Genomic DNA, 19,085 nt, shown 5'->3' with positions numbered 1-19,085 from the left:
CCCGCGCCTCCCGTCCCCCAGACCGGCGCGTCCACCCCCCCACCGGACCCCGCTGGCTCGCGGACGTTCGCATCCGCCTCCGGCCGTGACCGTTCCGGTTCGCGGAACCCGGGGATCGCGAACCGGAACGGTCACGGGTCGCGCGGATTGCCCGAACCCGGCGCGCTCCGTGCCCTACGCTCAGCCCTGTGGGGAAGCGCGGCATCTACGTCGAGACAGTCATCGACGCCGACGTCGACCGGGTGTGGGCGGCGACGCAGGACCCCGAGCAGCACGTCCGGTGGGACGTCCGCTTCTCCGAGATCGTCCCCGAGCCGGCGGACGCCGACGGTGCCGCCCGCTTCACGTACGTCCGGCGCTCCCCGGTGCACGACGTGCACGGCACCGGCGTGAGCATCGGCGAGCGACGTCGGGCGGACGGCACCCGCACGTCGGCGCTGCGGTTCGCGACCGACGACCAGCTGTCGCCGATCCGGGCCGGCCGCGGCTACTGGCGGTACGTCCCGACGGACGACGGGCGCACCCGGTTCGTCACCGGCTACGACTACGACTCCGGCTGGGGCCCGCTCGACCTGGTGGTCCGGCCGCTCCTCGGCTGGGCGACCGCGTGGAGCTTCGACCGGCTCCGGATCTGGCTGGAAGGCGGGGCCGAGCCGGAGGCCTGGCCGCTCACCTCGGTGCTGCAGCCGTGGCGGCGGGACCGGCCCCGCGCCTCCAGGACCCGCCGCGCACCCGTCGGAGGCACCCGGCGAGGCGACCAGCTGCACGACGCGCCCGCCACCCTGGCGGCGTTGCCCGACCCGGGAGGCGACCGATGAGCTCGGTGTTCGAGGAGGCGCTCGGCGCCGACTTCCAGCGGCTGCACCCGCAGATGCGCCGCAGGTTCGGCGTCGGTCTCGACGCCGCCGAGGCGTGCACCGGCCGCGGGGTCATGACGTCGATCCGCCGGGGACCGTGGTGGACCGTGCCGTTCCTGCAGATCGGGCGACTGCGGAACATCCTCGTCCCGGACGTCGGGACGGACGTGCCGTTCACGATCGAGAACTACCCCTACCGCGACCGGTACGGCCGCGAGACGGTGACGTTCGTCCGGACCTACACGACCAAGCCCGGGCGGACCGCTCGGTTCGACGCCACGATGGTGCTCGTCGACGGCCGGGTGCTCGACTACCTCGGTTCCCACCAGCACCTCGCGGTGGACCTCGACCTGACCGTCGACGACCGCGGTGGCCTCGTCCTGACCTCGGACGCGCAGCGGTTCTACGAGGGGCCGATCGCGTTCCGTTTCCCGATGCTGTTCAGCGGTCGCGCGACCCTGCACGAGTGGTGGTCGGACGACGACCAGGCGTTCCACGTCGACCTCGAGGTGCACAACCGCGTCTTCGGGTTCCTGTTCGGCTACCGCGGGACGTTCACCTGCGAGTGGACGCCGGCGACCGACGCCCCCGAGCGGTTGAAGCCGCGGCGGACCGAACTCCGGACCTGACCGCGGCGGCCACCAGGGGTGTTCAGCGGCGGAGCCACCCCGCCTCGGCGAGCACCGTCTGGAGCTCGTCGACGAACCGGGACCCGTGGAAGCCGTCCGTGACCGCGTGGTTCACCTGGAGCGCGAGCGGCATCAGCGTGCGCCCCTCGACGAACCGGTACCGGCCGATGGTGAAGATCGGCAGCAGGTGGTCCCAGCCGTCGCGCACGTGCAGGGCGAACCCGGTGAAGGACGCCCCGGGCAGGGTCGAGATGTCGAACACGTTCCGCGGGCGGTCCTCCTGCGGGAACATCCGGTGGTCGTCCCGGTAGCGCTCCATCGTGGCGACCGCGGCCTCGTGGAAGCGTGCCGGATCGTCGTCGTACGGGACGGTCAGCACCGAGAACGTCTCGGTGTCGGGGTGGAACACGGTGAACATCGGGTGCACCACGTCCCAGACGGCAGGCGACCCGTCGTCGAGCAGCTGCATCCGGAACTCGGCGTGCCGGTTCACCACCGAGGCGATCGCCCAGATCTGCGACGCGTACGTGCGGCGGTCCGTGGCGCGCACGGTCTCGGCGAAGTCCGTGACGTCGAGCTCGACGGTCATCTCCCACGTGCAGGGCACCCGGTCGCGGTAGTGCTCGAAGTGTTCGCGTCGGGGCCAGCGGTCGAGGTCGACGGGGCGGAGCTCGGTCATGGGACCAGCTTCGTCGCGAGCGCCTGGTCGAGTGCCGAGCGGTCCCCGTCGATCGTCACGGCGACCGCGTCGAGCGGGCGTCGGCCCCAGAGGACGAGCAGCAGGTCCTCCGCCCGCCCCGTCACCCGGACCGCCGGCCCGGCACCCGCCGTCCCGACGAGCTCCGCCTCGCCGTCGGCGTCCGGGAACCGGAACACGACGGTCTCCGACAACGGGTCGACGCGGCCGAGGCGCACCTGGCGCGGGTAGAGGTCGGCGACCACCTCGCGCACGCCGTCTGCCGCCGTGTCGGCCTGGAGGCGCGGCTCGCCCCCGATCGCCTGCTGCGCGTCCCACAGGTGGATCGTCGTCTCGTGCAGCTGCCGTCGTGCCCACGTGCCGGCCGTGTCGGGTGGGTAGATCGCGCTGCACGCGGCGTCCGCGGCGCGCCCGCGGAGCGCGGCCACGAGGCGGTCCGCGCCGGCGCGGAACCGGTCGGCGAGGTCGGCGGGCTCCGGCGCTTCCGGGTCGTCGGGGTCGGTCCCGGTGAGCTGGCCGAGGGCCCAGCGGTGGACGTCCGTCAGGTGCCCGGCGAGGTCCGCCAGCGTCCACCCCGGGCAGGACGGCACCACGGCGCTGTGGTCGCCCGTCCGGAGCACGGCCTCGAACCCGTCGACCGCCTCCGCGAGCAGGTCGATGCGGGCCCGGTAGGTGGATCCACCGGCGTCGGTGAGGTCGATGCCGCTCGAGCGCAGGGCAGCACGGAGTCCGTCGACCCCGGTGAAGTGGTGGACCCGCATGCCGAGCTCCTCCGCCCCGGCCAGCTTCCGCTCCGAGTCATCCGTGAAGAACACCTCGGGTCCGTCGAGGTCGAGCGCGTCGAGCACGTGCCGGAAGGCCCGGACGTCGGGCTTCGCGAACCCGATCTCGTGCGAGCTGAACACGGCGTCGACCCGGTCGTGCAGGCCGAACGAGGCCACCTCGGCCGGGATGCCGTCCGTGCCGTTCGTGAGCACCGCCGTCGTGTACCCGGCGGCACAGAGCTCGTCCGCGAGGGCCAGTACCTCGGCGTCCGGGGTGAACGGCTGTCGGCCCCAGGCCTCGGCGGCGGCCGGGTCGCCGATGCGCTCGCCGACGGCCCTAACCCACTCGGCCCGGGTGATCCGGCCGGTCGTCACCTCGTCGATCAGGGGCGCGGCGAACGCCACCGCCTCGATCGTTCCCGGTGGCAGGCCGTGCGCGCGTTCGATGGCCGCGACCTGCTCCGGGTGGAAGTGCCGGATGACGCCGTCCAGGTCGAACAGGACCGCGCGGATGCCCGTCACGAGCCGTCAGTCGTTCGGACGGATGAGGCAGAACGGGTGCCCGGCTGGGTCGAGATACACGCGGAACGTGTCCGTCCCCGAGCCCGTCGCCGTCGCCCCGATGGCCAGGACCGCGGTCTCGCCGGCGTCCAGGTCGTCGACCTTCACGTCGAGGTGGCTCTGCTGCGGGACGTCCTGGCCGGGCCACTCGGGGGCGCGGTACTCCGCCACCTGCTGGAAGGCGAGGATCGGCCGGTGGTCCGTGAAGGGGAGCGCGACCTCGGTCCAGTCCTCGTCGAAGCCGACGATCTCGCCGCCGAGCAGTTCGGCGTAGAAGCGGGCGAGCGCGCGAGGGTCCGCGCAGTCGAGGACGATGACGTCGAGTGTGCCGATCACAGGAGTGCTCCCGCCGTGACGATCGCGAAGGTGAAGAGGACCCAGTCGTTGATGATGTGCGCGCCGGTGCTGACGGCGATGTTCTTCGTGCGGATGTACGCCAGCGTCAGGACGAGCCGTGCGACACCGATGACGAGGAACGCCTGGACGGGGTTCCAGCCGTACGTGGGCAGGTGCGCGGCGCCGAACCAGACCGCCGTCACGAGCCACGCCACGAGGATCGCGCCCTTCCGCGACATCCCGCCGCGCGCGCAGAACGACAGCACGGCGAGGAACGGCAGGATCGAGAAGAGCTCCTCGCCGAACAGCTGGATCGCCGTGCCGACGTAGAAGGCCGTCACCTCGGCCGCGCCGTGGATGCCGTCCGTCGCACCGTTCGAGTTCGCGCCGAACACGTACTTGACGACGATGCCCACCGCGAAGGTCACGATGAGGTTCGCCACCGCGAACCCCACCATCGTGAGGACGTCCCGCCCCGTGGTCCGCTGGAAGATCCGCGACCAGTGCCGCCGGGTGAAGGCGATGAACACCGCGAGGGGGATCGCGGCGAAGAGGAACCGGGGGACCAGCGACTGGACGTTGTCCGCCGCGGGGGTGAAGCTCAGGACGAGGAACCCGACGGCACACGCCGCGATCACCGCCACCCACTGCAGGATCGACAACGGCAGCGGATCACCGTCGTAGTACGGGAAGTCCCGCCCGTCCCCGCGCTCGATCGCCCTGCCGTACCGCGCCTGCACCCGTTCCGGCCCCGCCGTCGTCCCCACCATGCCCCGAGGCTAGCGGGATCAGCGGGCGGCGGCCAGGGCCTTCGTGATGCGCTGCAGCGAGACCGTCTCGGCGGTGCCGAGCTCCTGCGCGAACAGACTGAGCCGGAACTCCTCGAGCATCCAGCGGGCGTGCACGAGTTCGGGGTGCGCTCCGACGGACGGCGGGAAGGTGCCGCCCGCGTCGACGTACCGGTCGGTCGCCACGGTGACCTCGCGCATCCACGTGGCATCGCGCCCGGGGTTCTGCAGGAGCTTCTGCACGCGTGCGTCGACGCCCTGCAGGTACACCCGGATGCGCCGGAGACGATCGAGTCCGGCGACCGAGACGAATCCCGGGAAGACGAGCCGCTCCATCTGCAGCCGCATGTCCGTGAGCGCCGGCAGGAGCGACATCGAGTTCGCCTGCTTGAGCGACCGTTCCGCGGCCCGGTGCGCGGCGAGGACCGCGGCGACCTCGGACACGGCGGTGAACATCGTGTCGACGACGGTCGCGGACACGGTGTCGCGCACGGACTCGAAGTCGGTCTTCGTGAACACCCGCCCGTCGGGGTGCGCCCGGCGGATCCCGGCGTCCACGACCGCCGCGAGGACGTCGTCGAAGAGCGCCGCGGTGGAGGGGTACGGGCTGGCGGCGAGCGCGAGCTTCTCCTGCGCGGTCAGGTGGGACTGGATGTACGAGACCGGCGAAGGCACCGCGTGCATGACCAGCCGCCGGACACCCGCGGGCATCCGCACGGCCCGGTCGGACGGCGTCGCGAGCAGCTGGACGCCGACCGTCGCCTTCGGGCCGTCGCCCTCCTCCACGAGGGACGGGTACGCGCGGATCACGCCACCCGCCTGCTTCGTGTCGAGCACCTGCGGCAGGTCGTCGGACGGCCAGGCGGTGAGCCCTGACCGCTCCACGGCGCCACCGGAGGTAGCGGACGCGACGCGAGCCGCGCCTCCTGGACGCCCTGCGGCGCGCGTCGTCGCCGAGGCGACGCTCTGCTGCGTCCGGTCCTTGAGCTTCGTCTGCAGGGCCGAGAGGTCCTTGCCGGCCTCGACCCGACGGCCGCGTTCGTCGACGACCGCCCACGTCGGCAGGAGGTGGGCCGGTACCCGCGAGAGGTCGAAGTCCGACTCCGACACCGGCACGTAGGTCATGCGCTGGATCGCCTTGGCGAGGGTGGCGCGGAACGACTCGGTCGGCTCGGTCGGGGCGTCGTCGGGGAGCTCGGCGACGATCTTCTCGGCCCAGTCGGCAGCGGGGACGACGTTCTTCCGGATCTGCTTCGGCAGGGACTTGATGAGCGCCGTGACGAGCTCCTTGCGGAGGCCGCGGACCTGCCAGTCGAAGCCCTCTTCGCGCATGCGGGGGAGCAGCGCGAGCGGCACCTGCACGCTCACGCCGTCGTCCTGTGCGCCGGGTTCGAACCGGTACTTGATCGCGAGGCGCTGGTCGCCGCTCCGCCACTGGGTCGGGTACTCCTGCTGGTCCTGTGCGGCCTCGGCCGCGTCTTCGTCCAGCAGGTCCGACCGGCGCATCGTGAGCAGGTCCGGCTGCTCGCGCCTCGTCTGGCGCCACCAGCCCTCGAAGTCGCGCGTGGTCGCGATGTCGGCCGGGATGCGGGCGTCGTAGAACTCGAAGACCCGCTCGTCGTCGAAGAGGATGTCGCGGCGACGCGTGCGCTCCTCGAGCTGTTCGAGTTCGCGCCGCAGCCTGCGGTTGTCGCGGTCGAACGCCTGCTGCGCGTCCCACTCGCCCTCGACGAGCGCGTGCCGGATGAAGAGCTCACGCGAGTGCTCCGGGTCGACTCGCTTGTACTGCACGCGGCGGCGCTGGACGATCGGGACGCCGAACAGGGTGACCCGTTCGTAGGCGACCGCCGCCCCCTGCTTCTTCTCCCAGTGGGGTTCGCCGTAGGTGCGCTTCAGGAGGTCTCCGGCGAGCGGCTCGACCCACGCCGGGTCGATCCGACCGACCGTCCGGGCGAAGAGCCGACTCGTCTCGACGAGTTCGGCTGCCATCACCGCGTCCGGTTGCTTCTTGGCGAGGACGCTGCCGGGGAACACCACGAACCGGGTGTTCCGCGAGCCGAGGTAGTCGCGCTTCTCACGGTCGCGCAGACCGATCTGGCTGAGGAGTCCGGCCAGCAGGGAACGGTGCACCGCGTCGCCGTCGTCGGAGCGCGCCTGCCCGATGCGGACGTCGACCTGCTTCGCCGCACGGGAGAGCTGCCGGTACAGGTCCTGCCACTCGCGGATGCGGAGGTAGTTCAGGAACTCGGCCTTGCACAGGCGGCGGAACGCACTGGACGAGAGCTCGTCCTGCTTGTCCTCGATGTGGTTCCAGAGGTTGAGCAGGGTGAGGAAGTCGCTCGTCGGATCGGCGAACCGGGCGTGCAACTGGTCGGCGTGCGCGCGCTTCTCGAGGGGGCGCTCGCGCGGGTCCTGGATGCTCAGGGCGCTGACGACGGCGATGACCTCGCGCCCGACGCCCTGCCGACCGGCCTCGAGCACCATGCGTCCGAGCCGGGGGTCGATGGGCAACCGGGTCAGCTGCTTGCCGGTCTTCGTGATCGTGCCCGCGGCGTCGACGGCTCGGAGCTCGCGGAGCAGGTCGAGGCCGTCCTTCACACCCCGGGAGTCCGGCGGCTGCAGGAACGGGAACGCCTCGATGTCGCCGAACCCCAGCGAGATCATCTGCAGGATCACCGCCGCGAGGTTCGTCCGGAGGATCTCGGGGTCGGTGAACTCCGGACGGCGTTCGAAGTCGTCCTCGGAGTAGAGCCGGATCGCGATGCCGGCGCTCGTGCGGCCCGCGCGACCGGAGCGCTGGTTCGCGCTCGCCTGCGAGATCGCCTCGATCGGCAGCCGCTGCACCTTGGCCCGCGGCGAGTACCGGGAGATGCGGGCGGTGCCGACGTCGATCACGTACTTGATGCCGGGGACCGTCAGACTCGTCTCCGCCACGTTGGTCGCGAGGACCACTCGGCGTCGGATGCCCGGTGTGGTGCGCCGCTCGAAGACCCGGTGCTGGTCGGCGGCGGACAGGCGACCGTAGAGCGGGAGGACCTCGGTACCGGGGTAGCGCTTGCCCTCGATGGCGTCCTGGGCGTCGCGGATCTCGTTCTCGCCGGAGAGGAACACGAGGACGTCGCCCGGGTCCTCCTGCGCGAGTTCGTCGAGCGCGTCGGTGATGCCCTGCATCGTGTCGCGGTCGTCGGCCGTGCGGCCGCCGTGGTCGTCCGTCCGCGGATCGTCCTCGTCGCCTTCGTCGTCGCGGTCGGCGTCGTCGGCGTCCTCCGCGACGAGCGGGCGGTACCGGATCTCGACCGGGTAGGTGCGGCCGGAGACCTCGATGATCGGTGCCCCGCCGAAGTGCTGCGAGAACGACTCGGGGTCGATCGTCGCACTCGTGATGATGAGCTTGAGGTCCGGCCGGCGGGGGAGCAGCCGCTTGAGGTAGCCGAGCAGGAAGTCGATGGTGAGGGACCGCTCGTGCGCCTCGTCGATGATGATCGTGTCGTACCGCTTGAGGTCGCGGTCGAAGTGGATCTCGTTGAGCAGGATGCCGTCGGTCATCAGCTTGACCCGGGTGTCGGAGGACACCTTGTCGGTGAAGCGGACCTGGTACCCGACGAGGCCGCCGAGCTCGCCCCCGAGCTCCTCGGACACGCGCTCGGCGATGGTCCGGGCAGCGATCCGTCGGGGCTGGGTGTGCCCGATGTGCTCACGTCCGAGCTCGAGGCAGATCTTCGGCAGCTGGGTGGTCTTGCCCGACCCCGTGGCGCCGGCGACGATCACGACCTGGTTGTCGCGGATGGCGGCAGCGATGTCGTCCCGCCGCTGCGACACCGGCAGTTCGGGCGGGTACGTGATGACGGGGGTGGCAGACATGAGCATTCCAGGATACCCGTCAGGCGTCCGGGGCGCTGAGCTGTGCCGCTAGCTCCTCTGGCGTACGCGCCGGCAGGGCGCACACGCGGTCGTGGCAGACGTACCCGGCGGGGTCGAGTCCGTCGCGGGACTCGAAGAGCGTGAAGCCCGCGGTGGACCAGTCGGCCGCCTGTGCCGGTGTCACCGTGGCGACGACGGTCCCCGGACGCCGAGCGCCGCGGGCCGCCGCACGGATCGGGTCGTCCGGGTCCGACGCGACCACGACGACCTCGCGCGAGGGACGCTGCAGCGCGAGCGCGACCCCGAGGGCATCGGCGTGCCCGAGCGGCCGCTCCGTCCCGGTGACGGCCCGGTCGGCCACGAGCGACACCGCCGCCCCCCGGTACGACTCGTCGCCGGTCAGCGCGGCGAGCGTCGCGGCGGCCGCGGCGAGTGCGACCGTGCCGGAGCGCATGGCGGTCTGCGGCTGCTCGCCCGTGGCGGTGCCAGCTGCCGCGAGCACCGGGTCGGTGTCGAACCGCCCGACCAGGCCGTCGTCGACCAGCGTGCGCGCGACGTCGGCGTAGGGGAGCTCCCCGGTGACGAGGGCGAGTTCGAGAAGCCCTTCGGCGAGGAGTCCCACGTCCTCGATGGTGGGCGCCGCCGTCGACGCGCCGCGCGGAGTGCTCGACCGGACCGACACGTGTCCGTCCGAGAGGTGTCCGGCGACGATCGCGTCGGCCGCACCCCGTGCGAGCTCGATCATCTCGGCGTCCCCGTGGCGGGCCCCGGCGATGGCGAGCCCCCGGATCGCCAGGCCGTTCCACCCGGTGAGCACCTGGTCGTCGAGCGGCGGGGGGTCGAGCCGCCCACGCTCGTCGAGCGGGAGTCGGTACCACTCGCCCTCGACCCGCCGGCCGTCGATGGTGGACTCGCTGTCCTGCGCCGCGACGAACGCGCCGTCCGCACGCCGGAGCGTGTCCCGCAGGAAGTCGGCGATGCCCCGGGCCTGCTCCGCCCCGGCCACCGCGAGCAGTCCCGCGTTGTCGTAGAGCATCCGCTCGTAGTGCGGCACCGACCAGTCGCGCTTGGTCGCGTACCGGAAGACCCCGCCGTCGGCGTCGGTCAGCTCGCTCGCGCGGATCGCGTGCAGGGAACGTTCGAGCAGTGCGGACGCCCGAGCGTCGCCGTCGGCGGCGACGTCCGACAGGAACTCGAGCAGCGGCGCGCTCGGGAACTTGGGGGCACCGCCGAAACCGCCGTGGGTGGTGTCCTCGGCTGGTGCCAGATGGTCGACGACGGCTCGGACGTCGTCGACGCTCGGGAGGCGCGGCTCGTCCCCGCCACCGTCCGCGCCACCGCGGGCGGTCCGGTCCGCCTCGGCCCCCTGCCGGATCGCCGCCGCGATCGCACTCGCGTTCGCGTCCACCTCGTGCCGGCGCTCGGTCCACGCGTCGAGCACCGCCGCCAGGATCTGCCGGAACGCCGGCACCTGCCCGACGGGCGACGGCGGGAAGTACGTCCCCGCGAAGAACACGTGCCCGTCCGGTGTGAGGAACGTCGTCAGGGGCCAGCCGAGCTGCTGCGTGAAGGCACTCGCCGAGGCCATCAGGCTGGCGTCCACGTCCGGCCGTTCTTCGCGGTCGACCTTCACCGCGACGAAGTCCTGGCGGAGGAGCTCGCCGATGCCCGGGTCGGAGAAGCTCTCGCGTGCCATGACGTGGCACCAGTGGCACGTGGCGTAGCCGACCGACACGAGCACGGGGACGTCGCGTTCGCGGGCCTCGGCGAAGGCTTCCGGGCCCCACTCACGCCAGTCCACCGGGTTGTCGGCGTGCTGGCGGAGGTACGGGCTGACGGCGGAGCCGAGGCGGTTGTCGGTCATGCGTCCAGCCTGCCTCGACCGTCCTGGGTGCGCTGCCCTCAGTCGCGATCTGTGGACGGATCCGCGGTGTCCACAGGCTGCCGCAGACCGACCCAGCCCACGAGCGACGCGAGCTGCGCGGCCACGTCGACCGGCGACCGGGAGTCGGTGTCCACCCGGGTGACGTCGCCTCGGACAGCCGAGTCGAGCCTCCTGGCCGTCCGTGTGCTGTGCGCCAGCTGCGCCTCGGGGAGGTGCCCACCGGAACGACGGCGCAGCCGGTCGGCGGTCGTCGTGTCGCCGGCGCGGAGCAGCACGGCGGTCACGACGGGATCGTCGCCCATCGCCTCGGCCAACGCGTCCTGCTCCAGCACCGACACGGTGTTCGTGTACACGAGCCGGTGGTGGCCGAGTTCGCGGTACCGGGCCCACATCGCGGCGAGGTTCCGTTCGGCGACGCGGGCCTCCGGGTGTTCGACGTGCGGCGCGGGGTGGGCGAGGTCGAGGAAGTCGCCCTCGATGACGGCGTGCCGGACGTCGGCGGCGACGAGCAGGTCGTGCAGTGCCTCCGCCGCGGTCGACTTGCCCACGCCGGACCTGCCCCCGATGAAGAGGACTTCTGAGCGGGGCACGGCATCAGTCCCGGCTGAGCGACAGGAGGGCGAGGGCGGCGTCCTCGGGGCCGTAGTCGAACAGCCGGTCCCAGAACGGGTCGTCGGCCCACGGCACGTCGCTGCCGGCCGGGACCGCGTGTGCCGTCTCGACGAGCCAGTCGAGCTCCGGCCGGACCGCCGTCGCGAACACGGGCGGCTCCCACCCGAGGGCGCGTGCGGCGGTGGTGTCGAGCACGAACGGCGTCGGCGTGGTCCACGGGGTGGTGCCCACGAACGCGGGGGCGTCGGCGTCGAGCAGGACCTCGTCGAACGGGTGGTCGAGGTGACCGGCGATGGTGCGGACGATCTCGAGCACGCTCGGCGCGGTGTCGTCGGCGACGTTGAGGATGCGGCGGTCCGGTGCGTCGGCGACGAGGCGGACGAGGGAACCGATGCCGCTGGCGGCCGTGGTGTGGTCGACGCTGCGGCCGTGGTCGGCGAGGAGGATGCGCTCCCGACCGTCCAGCGCCCGCCGGACGACGAACCACTCGCGCGGCCGACCGATGCCGACGCCGTACACCTTCGAGGGCCGGACCACGGTGACCGGGGCGCCGTGGTCGAGCAGCACCTGTTCGGCGGCGATCTTGGCGGCGCCGTAGCCGTCACGACCGGTGGGGTCGCCGTCGCCCGCCGCGACGGTCGGCTGCAGCTCGGTCACCGCGCCGCCGAACACGGGCTTGTCCAGCGAGTTCGCGTGCCGACCCTGCTCGTCGGCGTACACGGCCTTCGATGACACGAACACGGTCGAGCCGACGTCGTCGAGGAAGGGCAGGAGCTGCCGGGCGTCGTCGCGGGTGAGGCCGACCGTGTCCACCAGCAGGTCGGCGCCGGGGCGGAGGAGGTCGCGGAGGACGGCAGTGTCGCGACGGTCGCCCGGGAGGAACGTCGCTCCCGCCGCGGTGAGTTCGTCGGCGACGGGGCCACCGCGGCGGGCGACCACGTCCACCTGCCAGTCGTCGCCGCCGCGTCCGGAGGCGTCGAGGAGCGCACGCGCGACGGCCGAACCGATCCCGCCGGTACCGCCGAGGACGACCGCGCGTCTGGTGCTCATGGGTCAACGGTAGTCGGCGCGGGCGCGGGGCCACCCGAGACGGCCGCCGGTGTCGGCCGCCGGTGTGACCGGTGTCGGCCGCCGGTGTGACGGGCGTCGGCGGCCGGTGTCGTCGGGCTAGGAGGCCAGCGCCTCGGGCTCGCGCCGCCACCAGTCGAGCAGGGACCCGTCGTAGACCCGGACCTTCTCGTGGCCGAGCACCGTCAGCGCGAGGGCGTCGACGCACGCGGCACTGCCGACACCGCAGTACGTGACGATCTCGTCGGCGTCGAGCACGGATGCGAAGGCCTGCTCGAGGGCGGGACGGCGCAGGTACGCGTTCGTCGTGGGGTCCACGAGCGTGTCCACGGTGATCGGGGTGCTGCCGGGGACGATCGGCGGGTGCTCGGCGCCGAGGGCGGACTCGGGCGCGGCGAACACCAGCGACGCGGGCTGCTCGCCCGAGACGGCACGGAGGACTCGTTCGTGGTCGGCCCAGAGCGGACGCTCCTCGCCCGCGAGGAAGGTCGTGGTCGCCGTCGCGTCGCCCACGTGCGACGCCGGGGTCGACGCTGGCTTCGGCGCCGATCGGAGCGCACCGACGCGCACCGGGCGGCCCTCGTCCCGCCACTTCGTGAAGCCCCCGTCGAGCACTGCGACGGAGTCGAAGCCGAACGAGCGGAAGATCCACCAGAGCCGCGCCGACCACTCGCCGACGCTGTCGTCGTAGACCACGACCGTGGAGGTGTTCGTCACGCCGAGGTCGCCGGCGGCGGACTCGAACCGCTCGGCACCGGGTCGGGTGAACGGGACGTCGGCGTCGGGCGTGGAGAACGCCTCGACGAGGTCGGCGTACCGGGCACCCGGGACGTGTCCGCGCTGCTCGTAGGAGTCCCGCGCCGTCTGCCACGTCGTCTCGAGACCGGTCCCCGCGGTGTGCACGGACGCGTCGAGCACGACGAGCTCGTCAGCACCGAGGTGGTCTGCGAGCCACTGCGTCGACACGAGCGGCGAGGTCAGGACGGGGGCCATGCCGGAAAGGGTAATCGGCACCCCTGACGTGTGCGAGGGAAACCGACACACGGCGCAACCGGGCCGCGTCCTGCGGCGGATCGTCAGACCGGACGGAGCGGTTCCGGCGTGCCGGCGGGGACCTCGACGCGGATACGGTCCCCGGGGCGGACGACCCCGCCGGTGACGACGACGGCCATCACGCCGCCCTTGCGCTCGACCGAGCCGTCCTCGGCGCGACCGAGCACGGCGCGCAGGAGCCCGGGCTCGAAGTCGTTGATCTGCTGGCACGGGTTCCGCAGGCCGGTCACGCGGACGCACGCGTCGTCGCCGAGGTGCAGGAGCGTGTCGGTCGGCAACCCGAGCAGGTCGACGCCGCGGGTGGTGACGTTCTCGCCCATCTGGCCCGGGGCGACCTCGTACCCGGCCGCGGCGACCTCGTCGAAGAGTTCGGTGTGCAGCAGGTGGACCTGCCGCAGGTTCGGCTGCGAGGGGTCGCGCGCGACCCGGGACCGGTGCTGGACGGTGGTGCCGGCGTGTGCGTCGCCCTCGATGCCCCAGCCGGCGACGAGCACGACCTCGTCCACGACCGGCTTGCTGAACCGGTGGTCGGTGTCGCGGCTGACGGAGACGACGGCGGCGTGGTCTTCCTGGTGTTCGGTCACCCCTCGATCCTGGCGCGGATCGGGTCGGGGCGCGAGGGGGGCCCGCGCGGAGTGCCTGGAGTGTCGACGCAGAACGACAAACCCGTTGTCGTACGACCTCGATCATGTCGCTCCCGTCGGACCGCGAATGCTCGCGAGCGCAACGAGCGACAACGCCGATGTCGTGCGACGTCGACCATGTCGTTCGGCGTCGGCGTCGGCGTCGGCCTCGGCGCCCCCACCCCGCCCGCCCCGCCCGCCCCGCCCCGCCCGCCCCGCCCCGCCGCACCCGAGCCCGGAGACGCAGAACGGCCCGCCCCGGAGAACCGGGACGGGCCGTTCGTGTCGAGCGGTGCGGGTCAGTGCGCCGCGGTCGGGATGCTGCCCGTCGTCGCCGCGCTGGCGTGCTCGAGCTTCGCGAGCCGCACCGACTGGCGGTTGATGAGGAGCCCACCGGCCAGGGCGACCAGGACGAGCACGCCCGCCGAGATGCCGAACGCCACGTGGTACCCGTCGAGCACGGCCTGCGCCTGCTGGAGCTTCGTCGGCGCCGCGGAGAGCCCCGAGAGACTGTTCGCCACGACGTCCGCGAAGATCGTCGACAGGAGCGCGGTGCCGATCGAGCCGCCGATCTGCTGCATCGTGTTCACCGTCGCCGAGGCCACGCCAGCGTCGGCACGGGCGACCCCGGTCGTCGCGGTGTTCATCGCGGACGAGAAGATCGTGCCCATGCCGAGGCCGATCACGATGAGCGCCGGCAGGACGGTGCCCGCGTAGGAGCTGTCGAGGTCCGTGCGGAGGAGCAGCAGCAGACCGATCGACGCGACGAGACCACCGGCGAAGATGAGCACCTTCGGCCCGACGCGGGGGAGCAGGCGACCACCGATCTGCGTCGCCGAGATCATGATCGAGAGGGGCATCGGCAGGAACGCCAGACCCGTCTGCAGCGAGCTGAACCCGAGGGTCTGCTCGAGGTAGTAGGTCAGGAACAGGAAGATGCCGAACATGCCGATCGCCACCAGGCCGATCGCGATGAACGAGCCACCGCGGTCACGGTCGAGCACGACCCGGAGCGGCAGCAGCGGGTGCGCGACGCGGGTCTCGATGAAGACGAACGCCGCGATGAGCACCACGCCCGCGGCGAGCATGACGATCGTGACCGGGGAGTCCCAGCCGTTGGTCTCGGCGTTGGAGAAGCCGTAGACGACGCCGACCAGGCCGGCAGTGATCGTGAGGACACCGGCGACGTCGATGCGCGGGCGCTCGACCTTCGGCGGCTTCGCCATGAACACCAGGGCGCCGATGACGCCGAGCACCGCGAACACGACGTTCACGTAGAGGCACCAGCGCCACGACGCGTACTCGGTGAGCACGCCACCGAGAAGGAGGCCGATCGCGGCACCCGAGCCGGCGATCGACCCGAAGATGCCGAACGCACGGCCGCGTTCCTTCGGGTCGCGGAAGGTCGTCGTCAGCATGCCCAGCGCGGAGGGGGCGAGCAGCGCGCCGAACACGCCCTGCAGCGCACGAGCGGCGACGAGCAGGCCGAACGAGTCCGCCAGGCCGCCGAGCACGGACGCCACGGCGAAGCCGACGAGCCCGATGATGAAGGTGTTCTTCCGGCCGAAGAGGTCGCCGAGCCGCCCGCCGAGGAGCAGCAGCGAACCGAACGCGAGCGAGTACGCCGTGACGATCCACTGGCGCTGGTCGGTGCCGAAGTCGAGGTCGGCCTGGGCCGAGGGCAGTGCGATGTTGACGATCGTCGCATCGAGCACAACCATCAGCTGCGCGAGGGCGATGACCGCCAGGGCGATCCAACGGTGGTTGCTCTTGTCGGGCGTGGAGCCGGAAGTCGTGGGTGCTGTCCCCGTGGGGGTCGGCACGGTCTGTTCTGCCGTCACGGCAGCCTCCTTCGAGAAGGTGGAGGGATGGTGGAGCACGCGCCGTCGGGCGCTCCGGGAGAGGGAGGGGTGAAGCGGATGCGATGCATCCGCTTGTGACCAGTGTAGACCGAAACGGAAGGTCCGCATCCGCTTATTCCCAGAAAGTTCAACTAGCGTCGAGGCCGTGAGCACCACCGACCTCGAGCGCCCCCTCCGCGCCGACGCAGCACGCAACCGCGAGCTGATCCTGCAGACGGCACGCAAGTGCTTCGCAGAACGCGGGTTGTCGGTCACGCTGAACGACATCGCGCACGAGGCCGGGGTCGGCGTCGGGACGGTCTACCGCCGCTTCGCCGACAAGGACTCCCTGATCGAGGCGCTGCTCGCCACCAAGTTCGAGGCGATGAACGACGCGGCAGCACGTGCGGCGGACGAGTCCGATCCGCGCGAGTCCCTGCGGGTGTACCTGATGGGCGTGTTCGAGTTCCGTGCACGCGACCGGGCCCTCGCTGACGCCATCGTGCGTGCCGGCAAGTCGCGTCCGTCGATCGTGCAGGAACGCGATCGACTCGAGACCCAGGTCTCCGAGATCATCCGCCGTGCGCGGGACGCCGGCGTCGTGCGGGTCGGGTTCGACTACCGCGACCTGCCGATGCTCACCTCGATGGTCGGCGCCGTCGCGGACACCACCCGCGCGCACGACCCGAACGCGTGGCGCCGCTACGCCGAGGTCCTCATCGAGGGCGTGCTACCGGGCGAACGGGAAGCGCCCATGCTCGGCGAGCCGCTCGACCGCGAATCGATCGAGCGAGCACTGCACGCGCAGTCCTGACGCCGCGCACGCGCGGTCCTGACACCGCGCACGCGCAGTCCCGGCACCTCCGAGCACTACAACCAGCTCGGCACCCAGTAGTGCGACCGGACGAAGTCCCACGGCATCTGCATGCCGGTCCACATCGGGAACCAGTACGCCGACGCGAGCACCACGACCCCGAGGTACACGCCGACCCAGACGACCGCTCGGGTCCGGCGTGGCCGGAGATCGTCCCGTGAACCGAGCACCAACCCGATCGCCGCGGCGAGCGCCATCACCATGAAGGGCTCGAACGAGACCGTGTAGAACTGGAACACCGTTCGGTTCACGTAGAGCAGCCACGGCAGGTACCCCGCCGCGACGCCCATCAGGACGAAGGCGTACTCCCACCGGCGGCGCAGGATCCAGAGCACCAGCAGCGCCACGGTCGCGATGACTGCCGCGTACCAGATGAACGGGTTCGCGATGCCGGTGATGGCCTCCCCGCAGCGGGTCGCCGTGCAGCCGTCCTGGCCGGCGTTCGTGCCGACGTAGTACATCGACGTGGGCCGCTGCATGAGCAGCCAGAGCAGTGGGTTCGCCTGGTACGAGTGCGGGGTGTGCAGGCCGATGTTGAAGCCGTAGATCTCGGACTGGTAGTGCCACCAGTTCTGCAGGCTGTCCGGCACCCACGACAGCACGCCGGTCCAGCGCTGCCCGCCCGTGGCGATCCAGTCGCGGTCCCAGCCGTCCTTCGACACGAACCACCCGGTCCACGACGCGACGTAGGTGACCGCCGCGATCGGCACCGTGAGCAGGAACGACGCCGGTCCCTGCTGCAGCCAGGCGCTCGAGGACCAGAACTCGATGCCGGCCCGCTTCCGCAGCATCATGTCGGTCAGGACGGAGTACACCGCGAAGAACGCGAGGAAGTACATGCCGGACCACTTCGTCGCGGTCGCGAGTCCGAGCGCCACCCCCATCGCGATCAGCCACGGACGCCACCAGAGCACCGGTCCCCAGAGCGTGTCGCGGCCGGCTGCCGTGCGCCGGGCGACCCAGGCGTCGAGCCGCTTGGACGTCCAGCGACGGTCGAGCAGCAGCGCGCCGAAGCCGAGCACCACGAAGAACGTCAGGATCCCGTCGAGCAGGCTCACACGGGACAGCACGATCGCCTGCCCGTCGATCGCGAGCAGGAAGCCGGCGAGGGTGCCGACCAGCGTCGAGCGGAAGAGCGACCGGGCGATGACCGCTGTGAGGAACACGGTCGCGATGCCGAGCACCGCCACGGCGAACCGCCAGCCGAACGAGTTGTCCGCGCCGAACAGGAGCATCCCGAGGCCGATGAGGTACTTGCCGAGCGGCGGGTGCGCGATGAACTCCGCAGCGCTGGTGAACAGCGAGGTCTCACCGGACGCGAACCGCTGGTCCGTCGTCGGCTGGGAGCTGTCGGCGGGGTTGCCCGGCCAGGTGCCCTCGTACCCGAGGTGCACGATCGACCAGCCGTCCTTGACGTAGTACGTCTCGTCGAACACGAGCGAGTGCGGGTGCCCGAGGGCGACGAGCCGCAGCACCGCGGCCAGCAGCGTGACGGCCAGGGGCCCGGCCCAGCGCCAGACGGCGACGCGCCTGGCGGTGGAGAGCGTGCGCCCCCACCAGTCGTCGAGACGGGAGCCGACCGGCCCGTCGGGGACGGCGGTGCGGTCGTCGGTCAGCTCGCTGGTCATCGAGAGAGCATCCTACGGACCGACGCCATGTCTCCGCTGTCGCGCTCAGGCGACCACAATGGTCCCGTGATCGTGCTCGCAGCAACGCCCATCGGCAACCTCGGAGACGCCTCCCGGAGGTTGGTCGAGACCCTCTCGAACGCGAGTGTGGTCGCCGCCGAGGACACCCGCACCGCGATCCACCTCATGCGGGCGCTCGGCATCGAGAACCGCCCGCGCCTCATCGCACTGCACGAGCACAACGAACGGGCGAAGGCGGCCGAGGTCGTCGAGCTCGCGCGGGACGAGGACGTCGTCGTCCTCACCGACGCCGGCATGCCCGCCATCAGCGACCCGGGCTTCCCCCTCGTCGCGGCCGCCGCGGCCGCCGGGGTCACGGTCACCGCGCTGCCGGGACCCTCGGCGGTGCTCATGGCGCTCGCCGTGTCGGGGCTGCCGACCGACCGCTTCAGCTTCGAGGGGTTCCCGACGCGGAAGGGCGGGGAACGTCGGCGGCTCTTCGCATCGCTCGCCGGGGAGCAGCGGACGATGGTGTTCTTCGAGTCGCCGCACCGGTTGGGCGACACGCTCGCGGACATGGCCGCGGGCTTCGGGGACGACCGGCGCGCGGTCGTCTGCCGCGAGCTGACGAAGCTGCACGAGGAGGTCCGACGCGGGTCCCTCGCGGAGCTCGCGGCGTGGGCAGCCGACGGGGTGCGCGGTGAGATCTGCGTCGTCGTCGAGGGGTCGACCGGAGCGCTCGACGACACGACGATCGAGGACGGCGTCCGGCTCGTGCTGGAGCGTGTGGCCGCCGGGTCGCGCATGAAGGAGGCGGCCGCAGCCGTCGCGGACGCGACGGGGCTGTCGAAGCGCGACCTCTACGAGGGCGCGCTGGCGGCGCGGTAGACGCGAGCGTCACCGGACTGGAGGCGCGGTTCCGGACACGCACCGCGCCTCCCGTCCGGTTCTCCACAGGTGGCGCGCGGGGCGCGTCATGCGGCTCCCGCCCGCCCGTAGGATGGTCCG

Annotated in this window: 16 protein-coding genes; 4 read left to right on the top strand and 12 right to left on the bottom strand. The window is 72.0% G+C overall.

The features are described from left to right. Positions 1 to 188: 188 nt before the first annotated feature. On the top strand, positions 189 to 818 hold the full coding sequence (locus WFH25_RS14495) for an SRPBCC family protein (RefSeq protein WP_336698292.1): 630 nt from the start codon (positions 189 to 191) through the stop codon (positions 816 to 818). Continuing rightward, positions 815 to 1,486, top strand: coding sequence for a DUF4166 domain-containing protein (locus WFH25_RS14490; protein ID WP_070418084.1), 672 nt, complete (start codon positions 815 to 817; stop codon positions 1,484 to 1,486). The genes WFH25_RS14495 and WFH25_RS14490 overlap by 4 nt, the downstream gene beginning before the upstream one ends. A gap of 22 nt (positions 1,487 to 1,508) precedes the next feature. On the opposite strand, the gene WFH25_RS14485 is transcribed toward WFH25_RS14490, so the two are convergent. From WFH25_RS14485 to WFH25_RS14435, 11 genes are all read right to left on the bottom strand, one after another. Continuing rightward, positions 1,509 to 2,165: a CatA-like O-acetyltransferase gene (locus WFH25_RS14485; RefSeq protein WP_071296078.1), complete on the bottom strand. Its 657-nt coding sequence runs from the start codon at positions 2,163 to 2,165 to the stop codon at positions 1,509 to 1,511. Next, the gene (locus WFH25_RS14480) at positions 2,162 to 3,469 is read right to left on the bottom strand and encodes an HAD-IA family hydrolase (RefSeq protein WP_336698291.1); all 1,308 of its coding nucleotides are present in this window, start codon (positions 3,467 to 3,469) and stop codon (positions 2,162 to 2,164) included. Before WFH25_RS14480 ends, WFH25_RS14485 begins: the two co-directional genes overlap by 4 nt. Positions 3,470 to 3,475: 6 nt before the next feature. After that, on the bottom strand, positions 3,476 to 3,844 hold the full coding sequence (locus WFH25_RS14475; RefSeq protein WP_070418086.1) for a VOC family protein: 369 nt from the start codon (positions 3,842 to 3,844) through the stop codon (positions 3,476 to 3,478). Then, positions 3,841 to 4,614, bottom strand: a complete 774-nt coding sequence (locus WFH25_RS14470) for a CPBP family intramembrane glutamic endopeptidase (RefSeq protein WP_336698290.1) — start codon at positions 4,612 to 4,614, stop codon at positions 3,841 to 3,843. The genes WFH25_RS14475 and WFH25_RS14470 overlap by 4 nt, the downstream gene beginning before the upstream one ends. Before the next feature lie 18 nt (positions 4,615 to 4,632). Then, complete coding sequence (gene hrpA, locus WFH25_RS14465) at positions 4,633 to 8,493, bottom strand: ATP-dependent RNA helicase HrpA (protein ID WP_336698289.1); 3,861 nt, start codon at positions 8,491 to 8,493, stop codon at positions 4,633 to 4,635. Positions 8,494 to 8,512: 19 nt separating this feature from the next. Then, positions 8,513 to 10,357, bottom strand: a complete 1,845-nt coding sequence (locus tag WFH25_RS14460) for a thioredoxin domain-containing protein (protein WP_336698288.1) — start codon at positions 10,355 to 10,357, stop codon at positions 8,513 to 8,515. 38 nt (positions 10,358 to 10,395) lie between these two features. Continuing rightward, positions 10,396 to 10,968 (bottom strand): ATPase, encoded by a 573-nt coding sequence (locus tag WFH25_RS14455; protein ID WP_336698287.1) that lies wholly within the window; start codon positions 10,966 to 10,968, stop codon positions 10,396 to 10,398. 4 nt (positions 10,969 to 10,972) lie between these two features. Continuing rightward, positions 10,973 to 12,040: an NAD-dependent epimerase/dehydratase family protein gene (locus WFH25_RS14450; protein WP_336698286.1), complete on the bottom strand. Its 1,068-nt coding sequence runs from the start codon at positions 12,038 to 12,040 to the stop codon at positions 10,973 to 10,975. Between the two features lie 117 nt (positions 12,041 to 12,157). Beyond that, positions 12,158 to 13,051, bottom strand: a complete 894-nt coding sequence (locus tag WFH25_RS14445) for a sulfurtransferase (protein ID WP_071296072.1) — start codon at positions 13,049 to 13,051, stop codon at positions 12,158 to 12,160. Between the two features lie 83 nt (positions 13,052 to 13,134). Beyond that, a complete protein-coding gene (locus WFH25_RS14440; RefSeq protein ID WP_336698285.1) occupies positions 13,135 to 13,695 on the bottom strand; it encodes an MOSC domain-containing protein in 561 nt (186 codons plus the stop codon). 338 nt (positions 13,696 to 14,033) lie between these two features. Next, positions 14,034 to 15,575, bottom strand: a complete 1,542-nt coding sequence (locus WFH25_RS14435; protein WP_071302831.1) for an MFS transporter — start codon at positions 15,573 to 15,575, stop codon at positions 14,034 to 14,036. Positions 15,576 to 15,741: 166 nt separating this feature from the next. On the opposite strand from WFH25_RS14435, the gene WFH25_RS14430 reads away from it, so the two are divergent. Next, complete coding sequence (locus WFH25_RS14430; protein WP_070418094.1) at positions 15,742 to 16,389, top strand: TetR/AcrR family transcriptional regulator; 648 nt, start codon at positions 15,742 to 15,744, stop codon at positions 16,387 to 16,389. Positions 16,390 to 16,445: 56 nt separating this feature from the next. On the opposite strand, the gene WFH25_RS14425 is transcribed toward WFH25_RS14430, so the two are convergent. After that, complete coding sequence (locus WFH25_RS14425) at positions 16,446 to 18,077, bottom strand: dolichyl-phosphate-mannose--protein mannosyltransferase (protein ID WP_070418095.1); 1,632 nt, start codon at positions 18,075 to 18,077, stop codon at positions 16,446 to 16,448. Positions 18,078 to 18,143: 66 nt separating this feature from the next. On the opposite strand from WFH25_RS14425, the gene rsmI reads away from it, so the two are divergent. Next, positions 18,144 to 18,965: a 16S rRNA (cytidine(1402)-2'-O)-methyltransferase gene (gene rsmI, locus WFH25_RS14420; protein WP_336698283.1), complete on the top strand. Its 822-nt coding sequence runs from the start codon at positions 18,144 to 18,146 to the stop codon at positions 18,963 to 18,965. The last annotated feature ends 120 nt before the right edge of the window (positions 18,966 to 19,085 follow it).

This window comes from Curtobacterium sp. USHLN213 (genome assembly GCF_037144815.1).
Taxonomy (GTDB): domain Bacteria; phylum Actinomycetota; class Actinomycetes; order Actinomycetales; family Microbacteriaceae; genus Curtobacterium.
The sequence above is the reverse complement of the archived record's forward strand: the minus strand, read 5'-3'. Positions and strand labels throughout refer to the sequence as shown.